The sequence below is a fragment of the Pseudomonas sp. Pme6b genome, assembly GCF_058129925.1.
Genome location: NZ_CM176704.1, coordinates 101,121 through 116,330, shown reverse-complemented (window position 1 = coordinate 116,330; position 15,210 = coordinate 101,121). Strand labels below are relative to the sequence as shown.

Sequence of the window (15,210 nt, the reverse complement as noted above, 5' to 3'; positions counted from 1 at the left end):
ATCTCCGAACAAGTCCCGGTTATGCGAAAATCGCCTGACCACCTGATCCGAGCCTCCCATGAGCCAGATGAGCTTTTCCGATTTCGAATATGCCAGCAAGCGTGTTGCCGCTGACCGAAAACTGACCCAGTAGAGGCTGTTCTGCCGACTGAAAACTGACCCAGGTGTTCAACTGCTTCTGCTCACTTTTTGAGCAGGAGAACACAGGGTGATCAGCATGGAAATGTTGGGAAAAATCCGGCGGATGTACTTCCGCGACAAGCTCTCGCTGCATCAGATAGCCAAGCGTACCGGGCTGTCGAGAAACACCATCCGAAAATGGGTCAGAGCGCCCGAAGCCAATCAACCAGCGTACCAACGGTGCGCATCCTTCAATAAGCTCAACCCTTTTCACGAGACCTTAGAGCAGGCGCTCAAGGCTGATTCGTTCCGGCCAAAACACAACCGTAGGAGCGCCAAGGCACTTTTTGAGCAGATCAAGGCCGAGGGTTATGACGGCGGTTACAGCCAGCTCACGGCGTTTGTCCGCTCTTGGCGGTGCGAGCAAGGCAAGTCTGTACGCGCTTTTGTACCGCTGACTTTTGCCCTCGGTGAGGCCTTTCAGTTTGACTGGAGCGAAGAAGGCCTGCTGATCGGTGGCCTGTTTCGACGTATCCAGGTCTCCCATATGAAGCTGTGCGCAAGTCGCGCGTTCTGGTTGGTTGCGTACCCCAGTCAAGGCCACGAGATGCTGTTTGATGCCCATACACGTTCGTTTGGAGCGTTGGGTGGCGTGCCACGTCGCGGCATCTACGACAACATGAAAACGGCTGTCGACAAGGTTAACAAAGGCAAAGGCCGCACGGTCAATGCCCGGTTTTCCGTGATGTGCGCGCACTATCTGTTCGATCCGGACTTCTGCAACGTGGCCTCTGGCTGGGAGAAAGGCATCGTCGAAAAGAACGTGCAAGACAGCCGGAGGCGAATCTGGCTCGATGCTCAAAATTGCATGTTCCATACCTTCGAGGAGCTGAACGTCTGGCTCGGCCAACGCTGTCGTACGCTCTGGGCTGAACTTGTACATCCGCAGTACAACGGTTTGACGGTGGCAGAAGTCCTGGAGCTGGAGCAGGCTGAAATGATGCCGATGCCGACGGCCTTTGATGGCTACGTGGAACGCACCGTCCGTGTCTCTAGCACCTGCCTGATCAGCGTGGCGCGCAATCGTTATTCGGTGCCTTGCGAGCGTGTGGGTCAATGGGTCAGCAGCCGTTTGTACCCTTCGCGAATCGTGGTCATTGCCGACGAAACGGTGATCGCCAGTCACGAGCGCCTCTTTGATCGAGATCAGATCGGTTTTGACTGGCAGCACTACATCCCACTCATCGAACGCAAGCCTGGTGCACTGCGCAATGGCGCTCCATTTGCTGATCTGCCAAAACCGTTACAGCTTCTTAAACGCGGACTGAGGCGTCACACCAACGGTGATCGAATCATGATGCAGGTACTGGCTGCTGTGCCCATCGCCGGTCTCGAACCAGTGCTGGTGGCGGTGGAGCTGGTACTTGAATCGGGAAGTCTGAGCGCCGATCACATCCTCAATGTCGTTGCCCGCCTGACCTCCACCGCACCACCTCCCTGTGTAGAAACCAGCCTGCAACTCAAAGTGGCGCCGGTTGCCAATACAGCACGCTACGACCGGCTCCGTACGACCGATGAGGAGAATCGCAATGCGTGACCTAATGACTGAACTCAAAGAACTGCGCCTGCACGGCATGGCCAGTGCTTGGGAAGAACTGGTCTCTCAAGGAACAGCGTCGACGGCTTCATCGAAATGGCTGCTGGAACATCTGCTTCAGCAGGAACATGCGGATCGCGCGGTGCGCTCGGTGAATCATCAGATGAACATGGCAAAACTCCCCATGCACCGTGACTTAGCTGGCTTTGACTTCAGCGCTTCCAGCGCTGATGCCCGGCTGGTCAGCGATCTATCCAGCTTGGCGTTCACTGAAACCGCGCAGAATGTCGTGTTCATCGGCGGCCCTGGCACCGGGAAAACACACCTGGCCAGTGCCTTGGCTGTATCCGGAATCACGGCCTACAACAAACGCGTGCGCTTCTTTTCCACGGTGGATCTGGTGAATCTGCTGGAGCGTGAGAAGTACGATGGCAAGGCAGGGCGAATCGCCCAGGCACTGCTGCGCACAGACCTGGTGATACTGGATGAACTCGGATATTTGCCCTTCAGCCAAAGCGGTGGCGCCCTGTTATTTCACCTGCTGTCCAAACTGTACGAACACACCAGCGTGGTCATCACCACCAACCTGAGCTTCTCGGAATGGTCGAGTGTGTTTGGCGACGCCAAGATGACCACCGCGTTGCTGGATCGGCTGACACACCACTGCCACATCGTCGAAACGGGCAACGAGTCCTACCGCCTACAACACAGCACATTGGCTGCCCAGACAAAGATCAAAACACGCGAACGAAAGCGAAAGGACGGAAATGATATCGAGGACGATGAGCCATTTTGATCCGCACCATAAATGCCCTGCTGCATGCGGTGGGGCTTGATGCGTCTTCAATCGGAACACTGCTGCTAAGCTTATCCACAATTGCTGGGGCAAAAATCAGCAATCCGTCCTGGGTCAATTTTCAATCGGCAGGGTGGGTCAGTTTTCAATCAGCGCCAACAGCCCGATCAACTGCGCGCACTCGCTTCGCAGTTGCTGTCGAAGGTCGACACCATGGGCCGAAAGATCCATCGTGACGAGACGATCATCGAGCAGCTCTCTCACGAAATCGCGATCCTTAAACGCCACAAGTTTGCCAAGCGCAGTGAGCAGATCAGTCCGGCGCAAGGCAGCTTGCTGGATGACTTGCTCAACACCGACCTCGAAGCCATCGACGCGGAGTTGAAAGCACTTCGTCCCGCTCCGGCACCGGACGAGCCACGCCAACAACCCAAGCGTGCAGCGTTGCCACCGCAGTTTCCTCGTACCGTCATTCATCATGAGCCGGAGAGCACTGAATGTGCTTGCGGCTGCCAACTTCAGCGCATCGGCGAAGACGTCAGCGAGAAGCTGGATTACACGCCCGGCGTGTTCACGGTTGAGCAACATGTACGTGGCAAGTGGGCCTGCCGTCAGTGCGAAACACTGATCCAGGCACCGGTACCGGCACAGGTGATCGATAAGGGTATCCCCACCGCCGGCTTGTTGGCCCACGTAATGGTGGCCAAGTTCGCCGACCATCTTCCGCTGTACCGGCAGGAAAAAATCTTCGGCCGTGCGGGACTGGCGATCCCACGTTCGACGCTGGCTCAGTGGGTCGGTCAAACCGGCGTACAACTGCAACCGCTGGTAGATGCACTGCGCGAAGCCGTGCTGGCTAAGCAAGTCGTCCATGCTGACGAAACACCGGTGCAGATGCTGGCACCGGGCGAAAAGAAAACCCATCGAGCATACGTCTGGGCCTACTGCACGACACCGTTCTCGGCACTGAAAGCGGTGGTCTACGACTTCAGCCCCAGCCGTGCCGGCGAACATGCGCGTAACTTCCTGGGCGCTTGGAACGGCAAGCTGGTGTGCGATGACTTCGCAGGCTACAAAGCTGGCTTCGAGCAGGGCATCACCGAAATCGGCTGCATGGCACATGCCCGGCGCAAGTTCTTCGAACTGCATGTGACGAACAAAAGCCAGTTGGCGGAGCAGGCGCTGCACTCCATCGGCGGGCTGTACGAAGTCGAACGGCAGGCCAAGGATATGAGCGATGAAGATCGCTGGCGATTACGCCAAGAAATGGCGGTGCCCATCGCTGAAAAGTTGCATGAGTGGATGCTGGCTCAGCGCGCACTTGTGCCCGAAGGGTCGGCCACGGCCAGGGCACTGGATTACAACCTGAAACGCTGGGTAGCGCTGACGCGCTACCTAGATGATGGGGCTGTGCCCATCGATAACAACCCGGTGGAGAACACGATCCGGCCATGGGCGCTTGGGCGCTCCAATTGGTTGTTCGCCGGGTCTCTGCGCAGTGGCAAACGAGCGGCAGCGATCATGAGTTTGATCCAGTCGGCGCGGTTGAATGGGCATGATCCGTATGCTTTTCTGAAGGATGTTCTCACGCGGCTGCCGACACAGCGGGCGAGTCAAGTCGACCAGTTGCTACCGCATAACTGGCAGCCACCTAGACTGGGTTAACTCACTAACCTAAGGACATAGAATGCTCATTGTTTTCAGCGGTCTTCCAGGTACCGGAAAAACGACTATTGCATGCGACCTTGCCGCCAGAACAAGTGCCTTGTATCTGCGGATCGACACGATTGAGCAGGCTATTCGAGACTCCGGTGCTCTTGCACAAGACGTAGGACGGAGCGGATACATGGTCGCCAATGAGCTTGCTCTAAGCAATCTTCGTTTTGGGAGCACGGTCATAGTTGACTGTGTTAACCCAGTATTCGAAAGCCGAAAGGCATGGAGCGAAATCGCCACACGCTCTGGTGCTCCATTAGTGAACGTCCAAGTGATCTGCTCTGATAAACATGAACACCAGCGTCGGGTAGAAACCAGAAAGATCGATATTCCTGGGCTGACTCCACCAACCTGGCAGTCAGTACTGGATCATGAGTACGAGGCGTGGGAAGACGCTCCGTTTAAGATAGACACAGCTTTGACGTCTCCTGCGCAGGCGGTGGCGATGATCACCGAACGGTTTTTATCCAAGGCGTAGCCCCAGCCTCAGGCCTGAGGTTGCAAGGTGTGATTAGCAGACGTTTACTTCGGAGTGGCCCGATGACCGACGTAACCGCAGGCAGTGTTTGGCAGGTAGATATCGCTCAACTGAAGCTCGCTAACGCCACCATGCGTTTGGCCAATCAAGCGCTGGCCTCTGATGATGTTGCCGTCCTATCCGCTCTCGGTTTTTCGCTCGCTCACATTCGAGAGCTAAGACGCAAAGGCGGGTTCAGAACCTCTTCCATTGCGCAGAACACACGAATGATCAATTGCCTAAAACAAAGGGAATCTGCCCATGCTGATTAACCACACGCCATTGAGAATCGCGTCCGGCGTCCTGGCGGCTACGACCATCGATTCTGTCCGCCGATCGACTTCGTATCATGCCTGCGGCTGGCAGATTCTTGACCGCTGGGCGTTTAATTCTCCCGAGCAGCTTCGCGCACTCGAAGCGCAGGGAGAGCTGCTGCTTTTAGGGCGGTTGCTTGAACAGCAAGTCGTCGAGCATGAGGCGCTTATTTCGCCCCTCGGATTGGCGCAGCGGAGGCAAGGGCTTGCGGAGCATGAGGTTCTTGCGCTGTCAGGCATCTCTACCGAGTTGTGAGCCATCGACGGCAGCGCGTTCTACCAAAACTTTCCGGCCATTGGCCGCAGTGGGGTCTCGGGGCTTGCCCTGAGCAGGGACGGTAGGCAAAGCAAAGAAGTGAAACGACTGCCGCGTTGCCGATTGTGCGTACGCCATTCATGGCGGGAGTACAAACCCTACCCTGTCCCAGTTCTTATTCACCAAATGGTTGCAGCCGTTGTGGACGATTTTGGTCAGAAAAATTGTCTGTACGTAGGTGCTGATTTTCTCGGTCCTTGGTGAAAAAAAGCATCGTAGGGAAGGGCGCAGGGGAATTATCCAATGACTCGATAAACACAAGAATCAGACGCCATCGGCCTAACAAAATTGATCATCAAAATATTTTGCGAGGTGAGCGCGGTAATTTTCAGAAAACACCGCAACACGACGCTGTACAAAGCAGGGCGTTGGCTGTGATGGTGTCGGTATTGTGAAGTGGGCGCAGTTGCCGTTGGTGACTGGGCCTGGATCACTCGGGTAAAGAAGAGAACAACATCTGGGAGCACAGGGAAAGGTAGATCTGGTGATGCTGATGGAGGCATTCGGTAGGCAAATCTGGGTACGTCATCCTCATCTGGAGTAAGCGCTATGAGTGAAAGCTGGCTGAAGAAAATGTGGTCGCTTGCGCTGCGCCGAAAATCTGTAGACGCGATGAACGGTGGTAAGCCGTTTACCAGGTGCGGAACCCTCATGGTCTATGCGGGAGAGCTCAAGCTGATACCTGAGCTCATTCCCAAGTCAAAACCTGCCAGACGCTCCACGCCGCCCGATTCAGACTGAGTACAGCATCTCAGGGTGGCTGAGCGCCTCTCAGTAAAAGTGGAACGCCTTAACTGATACGCATCTTGGGTAGCCGGTACGCAGGGCTAGCTGCTCAGACTACCTTCCTGATCAAACAGAGCTCTGGCAGAGGGGCCGTAGGTCGCGATGACATTCTCGATGGTATCCCGGTCGTTACAGTTCAAACTGCGGGTCAGGTCGAAGAGGGTATTCCGCTCTGCTTTCCACTGGCTGATGATTTCAACATTCGGCTGGGCTTTCTTCCGCTCGTAGAAAATCGACTCGGAGAGGAACGCTATCAAGCAACCCAAAACGTCTTGGGCGATTTCCAGTCTATGAGCATCTGATGGTTGGATCATCGTTGACACCTCCTGCGGATCGTTGTCATAGCCTGCCGCGTTCCTAGATTCTGTCAGGCCGCGAGCAGCAATGGCGTTCCAACTGATATGGTTTTTTCTATTCTTGTATGGGTGACTCTGTGTCACCTCAAATCAGGTTACACATGTCACACAGTCACCTGAAGTAAGAGCATGCATGCCACCCTGTCACGTGACTGGCGGTCCTGTGTATAACTCATGTTTTGGTCGCCTTGCGCTCCCGGATCGAGTTCCGGATAGACAGCAGCTTGGTGTAGATGTCCGGATTGCTCTCGGCCAAATGGTCCAAGTCAGCTTGGCTGATCTGGAAGCCAATGTTGGTCTGGTTCTCGATGATCTGTAGGTTCTCGATGTGAATAGCTTGGCCGACTGCCTCTCTGTTGAAGAGCATACGTTTCAGCTCCTCAACCGTGCTTTTGATCTGGGCTGGGCGGTACTCCCACTGTGCTTGGCCTCTGGGTCTGCCTTGCGAGTCGCTAATTGCGATTTTTTCCGTGAGCTTGTATTCGTTATGTTTACGGGACCGCGTCCTGCTGATGTAGCCTCGGGTTTCAAGCGTTTTGATCTCACGCATAGCTTGGCGCGGACTGATCCCGGCTTTGCGAGCGATAGTGGGGATTGAAGGAATCGACAGTCCCGTTCTGAGATCGCAGTGGGATTTGATCACACAGTAAACCGCAAATGCATACGGCCCCAGCTTTGCAAGTTCGTGATCCACCATGGCCTGGAAAATGTGAAACCAATAGGTGTTGGATTTCAATTGATCCTGTGGTTCTTCCCCGGTCGCGGCATCAACCGATAATTCCAGTTCACTCATTTCCGAGCCTCCACCTTAGACTTCTTGGTAGGGCGCCCGACTTTATGTGGTCCTGCGGGTCGAGGCTTGCTTGAGGAGAGGAGCCGATGTGATTGCCCCGGTACGCATCCACTGTCTGAGATCACCTAGCCGCCATCGCAAGCGTGAGAGGCCGGGAACGGGCTCAAGCCCCGGCAGTTTGCGCTGACGCACTGTTAGAGCGCTGAAGCCTGTCAATGCAGCGACCTCGGCTACGCCAATCAGGACGTCATCTGCTAGCTTCTGAATCTTTTGAATGGTTTCGTAATCGATGCTCATAGTGACTGTCGCTCGGCTGCTATGGAGTGCCTCCAGCTTTCGCCATGCGACTGCGGATTCACTAGGACACCTTTTTGACAGATGCGCGATTTAGCCAAAGAATGGCTCCATGCAGCCACACATTCCCGATGCAGATGTCGACCCAGATGAAGCCTTCCAGCTTGTTTTTCGTGAACTGAAACGTCATGAGGAAACGGGCCGGAGAAACTTTGTTGTTCGTGCTCCTGTGGATCTGCTTGAGTACCTCTTCTCAGCAATCCTGCGCAAGTCTGGGATGTCGCGGGTTTCGCTTGAGCTGCAGCTGACGAAGTTGGGTGTTTACGGATTCAAAGAAGAAGATGGTCGGATTCTGCGGCGGTATTTGAGCGGCCATACACGTATGGCGTGGTCGACCTACCAGCGTTTGATGCTGTGGGCGTTATCAAGCGGCTGGATCAGCACCTGGGTTTTCCGCGATTTGGCTTTCCGGTCGTATGAGCGAGAAGCTGCCCAGCTTTGCGCACGGAAAATAGTGAACACCCTCAAGCGTCGTACGACGCCCACTCATTTGAACCACCAGCAAATCGCCGAGCACTTCTCTGAAATCTACCTGCGCAATCAGCAGGAGCGTGATCGGGTCATGGCTACCCGCATCCGAACAGATTCGGAAGTCCGCGCATTCATTAGTTTGCCAGGCATTGATCTACACAAGTAATCGTCGCACCGGTATGCCTGTGCCGTTCGGATGGAATTAGGGATGGCGTTGATTAGCGATAGTGCGGGTAGCTACCCGCGTCACCACACATGCAACAAGGAGAAAAAGTAGCTATGAAACTTGAGGATTGGGCAAACCTGAAGGACGTCTACAAACGAAGCCGCAGGCAACCCAACAAGCTGCTTTTCAAGCGGGAAAATGCTCGGAAACTATGGCCGATGTGGGCCGCAGCAGCATCAACGCTTCTGCTCGTTGTAATTGCAGGGTGGGGTATCAAGAATCCAGCCCTAGTGCCTTACGCTTACCTAGCGATGGGCCCTTGGGCTATTGCTTTGTACATAACGCGAATGAAAGCGCTTCGCATGGTTTACCCAAGGGAGTTCGCGGAGCATGCCATCGATCGTCAGTCCTCCTTGGGTAAGGAAAACATCCTCTGCTATGCGTTTTTTCTAGATGCCGTTCGCGGTGACGGCTACACCGCTGCGAAGCTCCGAGAGCTGTCGAGATACGCTGACCTGACTGGTAAGCCCGCGAGGCCAGGGCTAGCGCAAAATCTAGGGTTTGCTTCGTTTATTGCTTTTATGGTTGCACTCAGCACCGAGGTCATCAAATCTACGCCGCTTTTTACTCCCGATAAAAGTTGGATATTTCTGATGGTGGGTATTGCCGGAGGATTTCTTTATTGGCTGGTTCTAGACGGTATCCATAGCGTGGCGTATGAGAGAGCTTGGGTGAAACGCTATCTGGACATGGCGGCTAGTGATATGGAGTAAGCCTTGGGGGCGCACCGGACCTTTCTCGTGGGTCCGGGGGAGTATCAGTTTTTTTGTGTTCGGGCTGGTTAGGGCCTGCCGTCAGGCAGGCCCTTGTTTTACCAGCTCGGTCTGGTAAATCGGTCTCCGTACAGGATCGCAAATTGATTCATTGCCACTTTCCAGTCGTGTGCCGCATGACCCCAGTTGGCGGTGATGTTGCGCAACCCAAGCCATATCAGTTTCGTCGCGGCCTCATCGGTCGGGAAGTGCCCTCGAGTCTTGATGATCTTGCGTAACTGGGCATTGATGCTCTCGATGGCATTGGTCGTGTAAACCACTTTGCGGATGCCCGCCGGGAAAACAAAAAACGGTATAACCCGATCCCAGGCGCGACGCCATGCAGCAACCACAGTCGGATACTGCTTGCCCCAGGGGCCCGCTTCAAAGGCGTTAAGCTCTTGCTCAGCCACATCTGCATTGATCGCCTGGTAGATCGGCTTGAGTGCTTTGGCCAGTGCCCGACGTTTATCCCAAGCGGCATAGTCCAAGCTGTTGCGGATCAGATGCACGATGCAGGTTTGCAGCGTCGTGGCAGGAAAAACCGCCCCCAACGCCTCCGGTATTCCTTTGAGGCCATCCGTGACGGCGATCAGAACATCTTCAACGCCACGAGTCTTGAGGTCGTTGAACACCTTCATCCAAAACTTGGCACCCTCGGTGCTCTCGATCCATATACCCAGAATGTCGCGCGTGCCATCAGGTAATACCCCCAGCGCCAGATAAATAGCCTTGTTGCACACTAACCCCTCGTCCCGGATTTTGACCCGTAACGCATCGAAGAAGATCACCGGATACATCGGTTCCAAGGGTCGTTGCTGCCAAGTGCCCACCTCTTCCATGACCGCATCGGTGACTGAGCTGATGAAGTCATGGGACACGTTAGTTCCATACTGCTCAGATAGAAAAGCGCGGATCTCACGCACCGTCATGCCCCGGGCGTACATGGCAATTATCTTGTCGTCGAAGCCTGTAAAACGTCGTTCGTGCTTGGGAATCAGGATCGGGGCGAAGCTACCATCGCGGTCTCTGGGGATATCCAGGCGAAGCGGCCCGTCGTCGGTCAGAACCGTCTTGCTGCTTTTGCCATTACGCTGATTGGTCGACTCCTCAGGGCGCTCCGCGCCCTGAGGGTAACCAAGGTGGTGACCCAGCTCGGCGCCTAGCGCACGCTCGATCAGAGCCTTCTTGAACGCCATGGACGCGTCTTGAATGGCTTCGGCGCTCATCGGGCCTTTAACAAACTGCTCGATCAGCTCTTGGGGAATCGAGGGCAACTCCCTCGCTGTTGCATTGGCGGACTTCTTTTTGGTCGGCATACATGCACCTCTAGCTACATGTTATGCCCGAACACAAAATTTCTGACAGTCTCGGGTCCGGTGTAGTGGTCTGTTGTGTCACGGCTGATGACTTTAGTTGGCCTCCCGTGAACTCGGACTTCAAATGACTCGGCATGTTAAAAGGACTGATGACCTAGGACTCAAAGTCGTTACTCCGCTCACGCCAATTTTGCCGCCAACTCCTCCGCAGTAATGTTGTAGTACCGCTTAAGCATGTTCACCTCCCGATGCCCGGTCACGCTCGCCAGCTCGATCAAATTCGGCAGTTTTGTCGCCAGCCGACAGGTCGCTTCATGCCGCAGGTCGTGAAAGCGCAGATTGATCAGGAAGTCTTCCTGAGGCCTGACATGCGCTACGTCGCAATCTCCCAAGTATTTCAGCCTCGCACGCTCCAGGCCTCGCACAAAGGCCTTCTTGAGCGCATCAGCCGTGGTGGGGAAGACACGCCCGCACAGCGAGCGCGGTAAATCCTTTAGCAACTGAATAGCCTTCGGTGAAAGCGGGACGGTTCTGGGCAGTCCGTTCTTGGTCGCAGGAAGGTGTGCGGTTCTGCGGTCCAGGTTCACATGCTTCCAACGCAGCTCGAAGATCTCGCCACGGCGCATGGCTGTCTCAATCGCCAGTTGGACGATGGGCCGTATCCAAGGATTGTGTGATGCATCGGCGTAGGTCCCATCAGCACGTCGCTCACAAAGCTCTAACGCGCCGAGCATGTATTGCTCTTCTATTGGATCGAGCCGTCGCGAGCGCTCGTCGTTGTAGCTGGGGCGGCTGACCATCCTGACCGGATTCTCGGCCAGATGAATTCCCCACTCGCGGCGAGCGACCTCGATCACGCATTGGAACAAAGCCAACTCACGCTTCACGGTATTACCCTTGCGGATTTTCAGGCGCTCGTCACGGTAGCGTGCAAAATCTGAAGAGGTCAGGGTGGCAACGATGCGCGTAGAGAGCGGATGACGCTTGAGTGCTTCCAAGCGTTTGATTTCCGAATAAGCGCCTTTGTGCCTCGGAGCGATCTCGGAGATGTAGCGATCAATGAGTTGATGAAAGGCAGTGCGTTCAGCCTCGACGCGAGAGACAAAGATGCCTCGGTCGATTTCGCTTTCGATCATGCGTGCCCAGGCTTGGGCATCGGATTTGGTTTCGAAGGTTTTGCGCTGGGCTGGATAGCCCTTACGACGAATTTGCGCTTCCCACTGATACTCGCCGCGATTCCTGATTGTTGCCATTTCGACCATTCCCGCCACACTTGAGTGTGGCAAATTTGTGGCAAAAACGACTTTCAGGACTAGGACAGGTTTCTGGCAGTGGAGCTAACCCCTTGTAATACAAGGGATAGAAGGTGGTGCACCAGGCGGGATTCGAACCCACGACCCCTGCCTTCGGAGGGCAGTACTCTATCCAGCTGAGCTACTGGTGCGACGCGGGCGCCATGATACTCACATGGGTACGGGGCGTCCAGTTGCGGGCGGTGTGCGATACAAATCACCCAGCGCGCCCCGCGACAGCCTTTCATCAGCCCACACCCATTACCGCCCACAAAGGAACAGACCTGCGCTTTCGGCACGGCTACGTGGTGGTGCATGATGCTCCCCATACCACTCAGCCAGATCGTTCTCACCGAGGGCATCTTATCAATCAGTTCAAAAGCATCGAGCGCAGCCCGTGCCGCGTTCTTATTACCGGGGCCAGTATCGCGGGGTGTGCCGCGGCCTGGTGGCTGGCGCAGCGTGACTGTGATGTCACGGTTGTCGAGCAGGCGCCTGCCTTTCGCGATGGCGGGCAGAATGTGGATGTGCGGGGCGCGGCTCGGGAGGTCTTGCGCCTGATGGGGCTTGAGCAGGCGGTGAAGGATCTCAACACCGGCGAGACCGGGCTTGCGTGGGTCGATGAGGACAACCGCACGGCGGCGCAAATTGATCTGTCCGGTCTGGAGGTCGATGGTCCGACGGCTGAGCTTGAGGTGTTGCGCGGGGATCTTGCGCGCCTGCTTTATGAGGCGTCGTCTGCTGATGCGTTCTATCGCTTTGGTGATCGTATCGTCTCGGTCGAGCATGATGATGAGGGCGTGTCGGTCACGTTCGAGAGCGGTGGCGAGGAGCGTTTTGATCTGTTGATTATTGCTGAAGGTGTCGGCTCGCGTACGCGGGAGCTGGTGTTCCCCGGCGAGAATCAGCCGCGCCGGATGGACCTGGCCAGCGCGTTCTTCACTGTGCCCCGCGCGCCGACCGATAGCCAGACGGCGCGTTGGTATAACGCGGTGGGAGGTCGCAGTGCGGGCGTTCGTCCGGACAATCGCGGTACAACGCGTGCTTTCTTTAATGTGCATGGCCGAAGCCATCTGACGGTCGGTAACAGTGTTGCCGAGCAGAAAGCGTTTCTGCGGAAATCGTTTGCAGGCGCGGGCTGGGAGGTGCCTCGTTTGCTGGAGGGGATGGAGGCTGCGGAGGATTTCTGGTTTGATGATCTGCGCCAGGTGAAGATGGATCGCTGGTCGAATGGCCATGTGGTGTTGCTGGGCGATGCGGCCTGGTGTGTCACGCCGCTGGGCGGGGTCGGTGCTTCGCTGGCGCTGATCGGTGCGTATGTGCTGGCGGGCGAACTCACCAGAACCGACACCATTGCAGGGGCCCTTGCTGCGTACGAATATGTGCTGCGGCCTGTGGTGAAAAAGTCGCAGAATGTGCCGAAGCTTGTGCCGCGTCTGGTTCATCCTCGCAGTCGCACGGGGGTGAAGATCCTTCGCACCGTGCAGCGTTTGGTCGCAACACCCTTCATCAGCAAGCGTGCTGCCAAGGCGCTGACCCCGGCGATTCAGTCCTTCACGCTTCCGGATTATCGATAGCGCTACAGGCGTGCGTTAAAAGCTGCGCCGGGCCCTGCGGTGGTCATGGCGCTGTCGAACTCGATCAGCCACGGCCCGGCCAGGACGATGATCGGGTCGTTCGGCAATGCCTTGAGGTTGATCGTGACCTTCGCCGGTTGCTCCGTGGTCGCTCACGGCTTTTATGCGCCGCATGATCACACTGCGGCAGCCTTGCATTCAGGTTCGGCGCTGATCAGAAAACCACACACCTCCCTACGCCCGTTCTTTTTTTCGAACGGGCTATTGTCCTTTGCCCCCGCAATGCCTAGGATTCGTTTGAGATTTCAAACGCTCTTGTTCGGTCTTCCTGCTTTCATGCGTTGCGCAGCGCTCGAACCCGATGGAATGTTTTCCTGGCGATGGCTTCCAAATGGGGTGCATCGATATCAATTGTTTGCGTCGCCTGTCGGGCGATGCTGTTTAGGAGGCCGACATGCAGCTCAAAGATTCCACACTGTTCCGCCAGCAAGCCTACATCAACGGCCAGTGGCTGGATGCGGACGGTGGTCAGTCGATCAAGGTCAACAACCCTGCCAATAACGAAATCCTCGGCACTGTGCCAAAAATGGGCGCAGCCGAGACGCGTCGGGCAATTGAGGCGGCTGACCGTGCACTGACCGCCAAAGAGCGCGGCAACAAGCTGCGCCGCTGGTTCGAGCTGATGATAGAGAACCAGGACGACCTGGGCCTGTTGATGACCCTGGAGCAGGGTAAACCGCTGGCCGAGGCCAAGGGCGAGATCACCTACGCCGCGTCGTTTATCGAGTGGTTCGCTGAAGAAGCCAAGCGCGTCTATGGCGATGTGATCCCCGGTCACCAGCCAGACAAGCGTCTGATCGTGCTCAAGCAACCGATTGGTGTGACGGCGGCGATCACCCCGTGGAACTTCCCGGCAGCGATGATCACCCGTAAGGCCGGTCCTGCGCTGGCGGCGGGCTGCACCATGGTGCTCAAGCCTGCGTCGCAAACGCCGTTCTCGGCACTGGCCCTGGCTGAACTGGCCGAGCGTGCGGGTATCCCGGCTGGTGTGTTCAGCGTGGTGACCGGTAGCGCGGGCGATATCGGTGCCGAGCTGACCGGTAACCCGATTGTGCGCAAACTGTCCTTCACCGGCTCGACCGACATTGGTCGCCAGTTGATGGCCGAGTGCGCCAAGGACATCAAGAAGGTTTCCCTGGAGCTGGGCGGTAACGCGCCTTTCATCGTGTTCGACGACGCCGATCTCGACAAGGCGGTCGAAGGCGCGATGATCTCCAAGTACCGCAACAATGGTCAGACCTGCGTGTGCGCCAACCGTATCTATGTGCAGGACGCGGTGTATGACGCGTTCGCCGAGAAGCTCAAGGTAGCGGTCGGCAAGCTGAAAATCGGTAACGGCCTGGAAGACGGCGTCACCACCGGCCCGTTGATCGACGACAAGGCCGTGGCCAAGGTCAAGGAACACATCGCTGACGCGGTGAGCAAGGGCGCAACCGTGCTGACTGGCGGCAACAGCCTGGAAGGCTCGTTCTTCGAACCGACTATTCTGGTCAATGTGTCGAAAGATGCCGCCGTGGCCAGGGAAGAAACTTTTGGTCCGCTGGCCCCGCTGTTCCGCTTCAAGGATGAGGCTGAAGTGATTGCGATGGCCAACGACACCGAGTTTGGTCTGGCTTCGTACTTCTATGCGCAGAACATGAGCCGTGTGTTCCGTGTTGCCGAAGCGCTGGAATATGGCATGGTAGGTATCAACACCGGCCTGATCTCCAACGAACTGGCGCCGTTTGGTGGTATCAAGTCGTCCGGCCTGGGCCGTGAAGGCTCCAAGTACGGCATCGAAGATTATCTGGAAATCAAATACCTCTGCCTGTCGGTCTGACCGACGCTCGGGTATTGCAGCCGATGGCG

At 56.3% G+C, this 15,210-nt stretch carries 15 protein-coding genes, 1 tRNA gene and 1 pseudogene; 12 read left to right on the top strand and 5 right to left on the bottom strand.

Annotated features, from left to right (window positions below):
- Positions 1 to 217: 217 nt before the first annotated feature.
- The 7 genes from istA to AC4ANE_RS00500 all read left to right on the top strand — a co-directional run bounded on the left by istA (position 218) and on the right by AC4ANE_RS00500 (position 6,117).
- Positions 218 to 1,717 carry an IS21-like element ISPsy20 family transposase gene (gene istA, locus AC4ANE_RS00530; protein ID WP_122302115.1) on the top strand — a complete coding sequence of 500 codons (1,500 nt, stop codon included), beginning with the start codon at positions 218 to 220 and terminating at the stop codon, positions 1,715 to 1,717.
- The gene (gene istB / locus AC4ANE_RS00525) at positions 1,710 to 2,513 is read left to right on the top strand and encodes an IS21-like element ISPsy20 family helper ATPase IstB (protein WP_031598096.1); all 804 of its coding nucleotides are present in this window, start codon (positions 1,710 to 1,712) and stop codon (positions 2,511 to 2,513) included. Before istA ends, istB begins: the two co-directional genes overlap by 8 nt.
- A gap of 117 nt (positions 2,514 to 2,630) precedes the next feature.
- On the top strand, positions 2,631 to 4,178 hold the full coding sequence (gene tnpC / locus AC4ANE_RS00520; protein WP_149902147.1) for an IS66 family transposase: 1,548 nt from the start codon (positions 2,631 to 2,633) through the stop codon (positions 4,176 to 4,178).
- Between the two features lie 22 nt (positions 4,179 to 4,200).
- The gene (locus AC4ANE_RS00515) at positions 4,201 to 4,707 is read left to right on the top strand and encodes a P-loop nucleotide/nucleoside kinase family protein (protein ID WP_031596130.1); all 507 of its coding nucleotides are present in this window, start codon (positions 4,201 to 4,203) and stop codon (positions 4,705 to 4,707) included.
- 62 nt (positions 4,708 to 4,769) lie between these two features.
- On the top strand, positions 4,770 to 5,018 hold the full coding sequence (locus tag AC4ANE_RS00510; protein ID WP_122234417.1) for a hypothetical protein: 249 nt from the start codon (positions 4,770 to 4,772) through the stop codon (positions 5,016 to 5,018).
- Positions 5,008 to 5,316: a hypothetical protein gene (locus tag AC4ANE_RS00505; protein WP_031596133.1), complete on the top strand. Its 309-nt coding sequence runs from the start codon at positions 5,008 to 5,010 to the stop codon at positions 5,314 to 5,316. The genes AC4ANE_RS00510 and AC4ANE_RS00505 overlap by 11 nt, the downstream gene beginning before the upstream one ends.
- Before the next feature lie 609 nt (positions 5,317 to 5,925).
- Positions 5,926 to 6,117 carry a hypothetical protein gene (locus tag AC4ANE_RS00500; protein WP_031596136.1) on the top strand — a complete coding sequence of 64 codons (192 nt, stop codon included), beginning with the start codon at positions 5,926 to 5,928 and terminating at the stop codon, positions 6,115 to 6,117.
- Positions 6,118 to 6,203: 86 nt separating this feature from the next.
- Here the strand turns inward: AC4ANE_RS00500 and AC4ANE_RS00495 are convergent, their stop codons facing one another.
- Both AC4ANE_RS00495 and AC4ANE_RS00490 read right to left on the bottom strand, forming a co-directional pair.
- Positions 6,204 to 6,476: a hypothetical protein gene (locus AC4ANE_RS00495; protein ID WP_031596138.1), complete on the bottom strand. Its 273-nt coding sequence runs from the start codon at positions 6,474 to 6,476 to the stop codon at positions 6,204 to 6,206.
- 214 nt (positions 6,477 to 6,690) lie between these two features.
- The gene (locus AC4ANE_RS00490; RefSeq protein WP_031596141.1) at positions 6,691 to 7,311 is read right to left on the bottom strand and encodes a helix-turn-helix domain-containing protein; all 621 of its coding nucleotides are present in this window, start codon (positions 7,309 to 7,311) and stop codon (positions 6,691 to 6,693) included.
- Between the two features lie 406 nt (positions 7,312 to 7,717).
- Here AC4ANE_RS00490 and AC4ANE_RS00485 point away from each other — a divergent pair, with 406 nt between their 5' ends.
- Positions 7,718 to 8,302 carry a hypothetical protein gene (locus AC4ANE_RS00485; protein ID WP_031596143.1) on the top strand — a complete coding sequence of 195 codons (585 nt, stop codon included), beginning with the start codon at positions 7,718 to 7,720 and terminating at the stop codon, positions 8,300 to 8,302.
- A 113-nt stretch (positions 8,303 to 8,415) separates the two neighbouring features.
- Positions 8,416 to 9,075, top strand: coding sequence for a hypothetical protein (locus AC4ANE_RS00480; protein ID WP_019332052.1), 660 nt, complete (start codon positions 8,416 to 8,418; stop codon positions 9,073 to 9,075).
- A 98-nt stretch (positions 9,076 to 9,173) separates the two neighbouring features.
- Here the strand turns inward: AC4ANE_RS00480 and AC4ANE_RS00475 are convergent, their stop codons facing one another.
- From AC4ANE_RS00475 to AC4ANE_RS00465, 3 genes are all read right to left on the bottom strand, one after another.
- Positions 9,174 to 10,433, bottom strand: coding sequence for an IS256-like element ISPsy17 family transposase (locus AC4ANE_RS00475; RefSeq protein ID WP_054082596.1), 1,260 nt, complete (start codon positions 10,431 to 10,433; stop codon positions 9,174 to 9,176).
- A gap of 179 nt (positions 10,434 to 10,612) precedes the next feature.
- Entirely contained in the window at positions 10,613 to 11,695 is a 1,083-nt protein-coding gene (locus AC4ANE_RS00470; protein ID WP_223216186.1) for a site-specific integrase, read from the bottom strand.
- A gap of 105 nt (positions 11,696 to 11,800) precedes the next feature.
- A tRNA-Arg gene (locus AC4ANE_RS00465) sits at positions 11,801 to 11,877 on the bottom strand.
- A gap of 156 nt (positions 11,878 to 12,033) precedes the next feature.
- Here AC4ANE_RS00465 and AC4ANE_RS00460 point away from each other — a divergent pair.
- The 3 genes and pseudogenes from AC4ANE_RS00460 (at position 12,034) to gabD (ending at position 15,181) form a co-directional block, all read left to right on the top strand.
- Positions 12,034 to 13,302 (top strand): FAD-dependent monooxygenase, encoded by a 1,269-nt coding sequence (locus AC4ANE_RS00460; protein ID WP_031596147.1) that lies wholly within the window; start codon positions 12,034 to 12,036, stop codon positions 13,300 to 13,302.
- A 45-nt stretch (positions 13,303 to 13,347) separates the two neighbouring features.
- Positions 13,348 to 13,428: pseudogene (locus tag AC4ANE_RS00455) on the top strand (LysE family translocator); the annotation flags it as partial.
- Between the two features lie 328 nt (positions 13,429 to 13,756).
- On the top strand, positions 13,757 to 15,181 hold the full coding sequence (gene gabD / locus AC4ANE_RS00450) for an NADP-dependent succinate-semialdehyde dehydrogenase (RefSeq protein WP_460408654.1): 1,425 nt from the start codon (positions 13,757 to 13,759) through the stop codon (positions 15,179 to 15,181).
- Positions 15,182 to 15,210 lie beyond the last annotated feature (29 nt).

What these genes read in the sequence shown, in the direction of transcription:
- istA (WP_122302115.1), top strand. Translation starts at nt 218, where the DNA reads ATGGAAATGTTGGGAAAAATCCGGCGGATGTACTTCCGCGACAAGCTC.
- istB (WP_031598096.1), top strand. Translation starts at nt 1,710, where the DNA reads ATGCGTGACCTAATGACTGAACTCAAAGAACTGCGCCTGCACGGCATG.
- AC4ANE_RS00515 (WP_031596130.1), top strand. Translation starts at nt 4,201, where the DNA reads ATGCTCATTGTTTTCAGCGGTCTTCCAGGTACCGGAAAAACGACTATT.
- AC4ANE_RS00510 (WP_122234417.1), top strand. Translation starts at nt 4,770, where the DNA reads ATGACCGACGTAACCGCAGGCAGTGTTTGGCAGGTAGATATCGCTCAA.
- AC4ANE_RS00505 (WP_031596133.1), top strand. Translation starts at nt 5,008, where the DNA reads ATGCTGATTAACCACACGCCATTGAGAATCGCGTCCGGCGTCCTGGCG.
- AC4ANE_RS00500 (WP_031596136.1), top strand. Translation starts at nt 5,926, where the DNA reads ATGAGTGAAAGCTGGCTGAAGAAAATGTGGTCGCTTGCGCTGCGCCGA.
- AC4ANE_RS00495 (WP_031596138.1), bottom strand. Translation starts at nt 6,476, where the DNA reads ATGATCCAACCATCAGATGCTCATAGACTGGAAATCGCCCAAGACGTT.
- AC4ANE_RS00490 (WP_031596141.1), bottom strand. Translation starts at nt 7,311, where the DNA reads ATGAGTGAACTGGAATTATCGGTTGATGCCGCGACCGGGGAAGAACCA.
- AC4ANE_RS00485 (WP_031596143.1), top strand. Translation starts at nt 7,718, where the DNA reads ATGCAGCCACACATTCCCGATGCAGATGTCGACCCAGATGAAGCCTTC.
- AC4ANE_RS00480 (WP_019332052.1), top strand. Translation starts at nt 8,416, where the DNA reads ATGAAACTTGAGGATTGGGCAAACCTGAAGGACGTCTACAAACGAAGC.
- AC4ANE_RS00475 (WP_054082596.1), bottom strand. Translation starts at nt 10,433, where the DNA reads ATGCCGACCAAAAAGAAGTCCGCCAATGCAACAGCGAGGGAGTTGCCC.
- AC4ANE_RS00470 (WP_223216186.1), bottom strand. Translation starts at nt 11,695, where the DNA reads ATGGTCGAAATGGCAACAATCAGGAATCGCGGCGAGTATCAGTGGGAA.
- gabD (WP_460408654.1), top strand. Translation starts at nt 13,757, where the DNA reads ATGCAGCTCAAAGATTCCACACTGTTCCGCCAGCAAGCCTACATCAAC.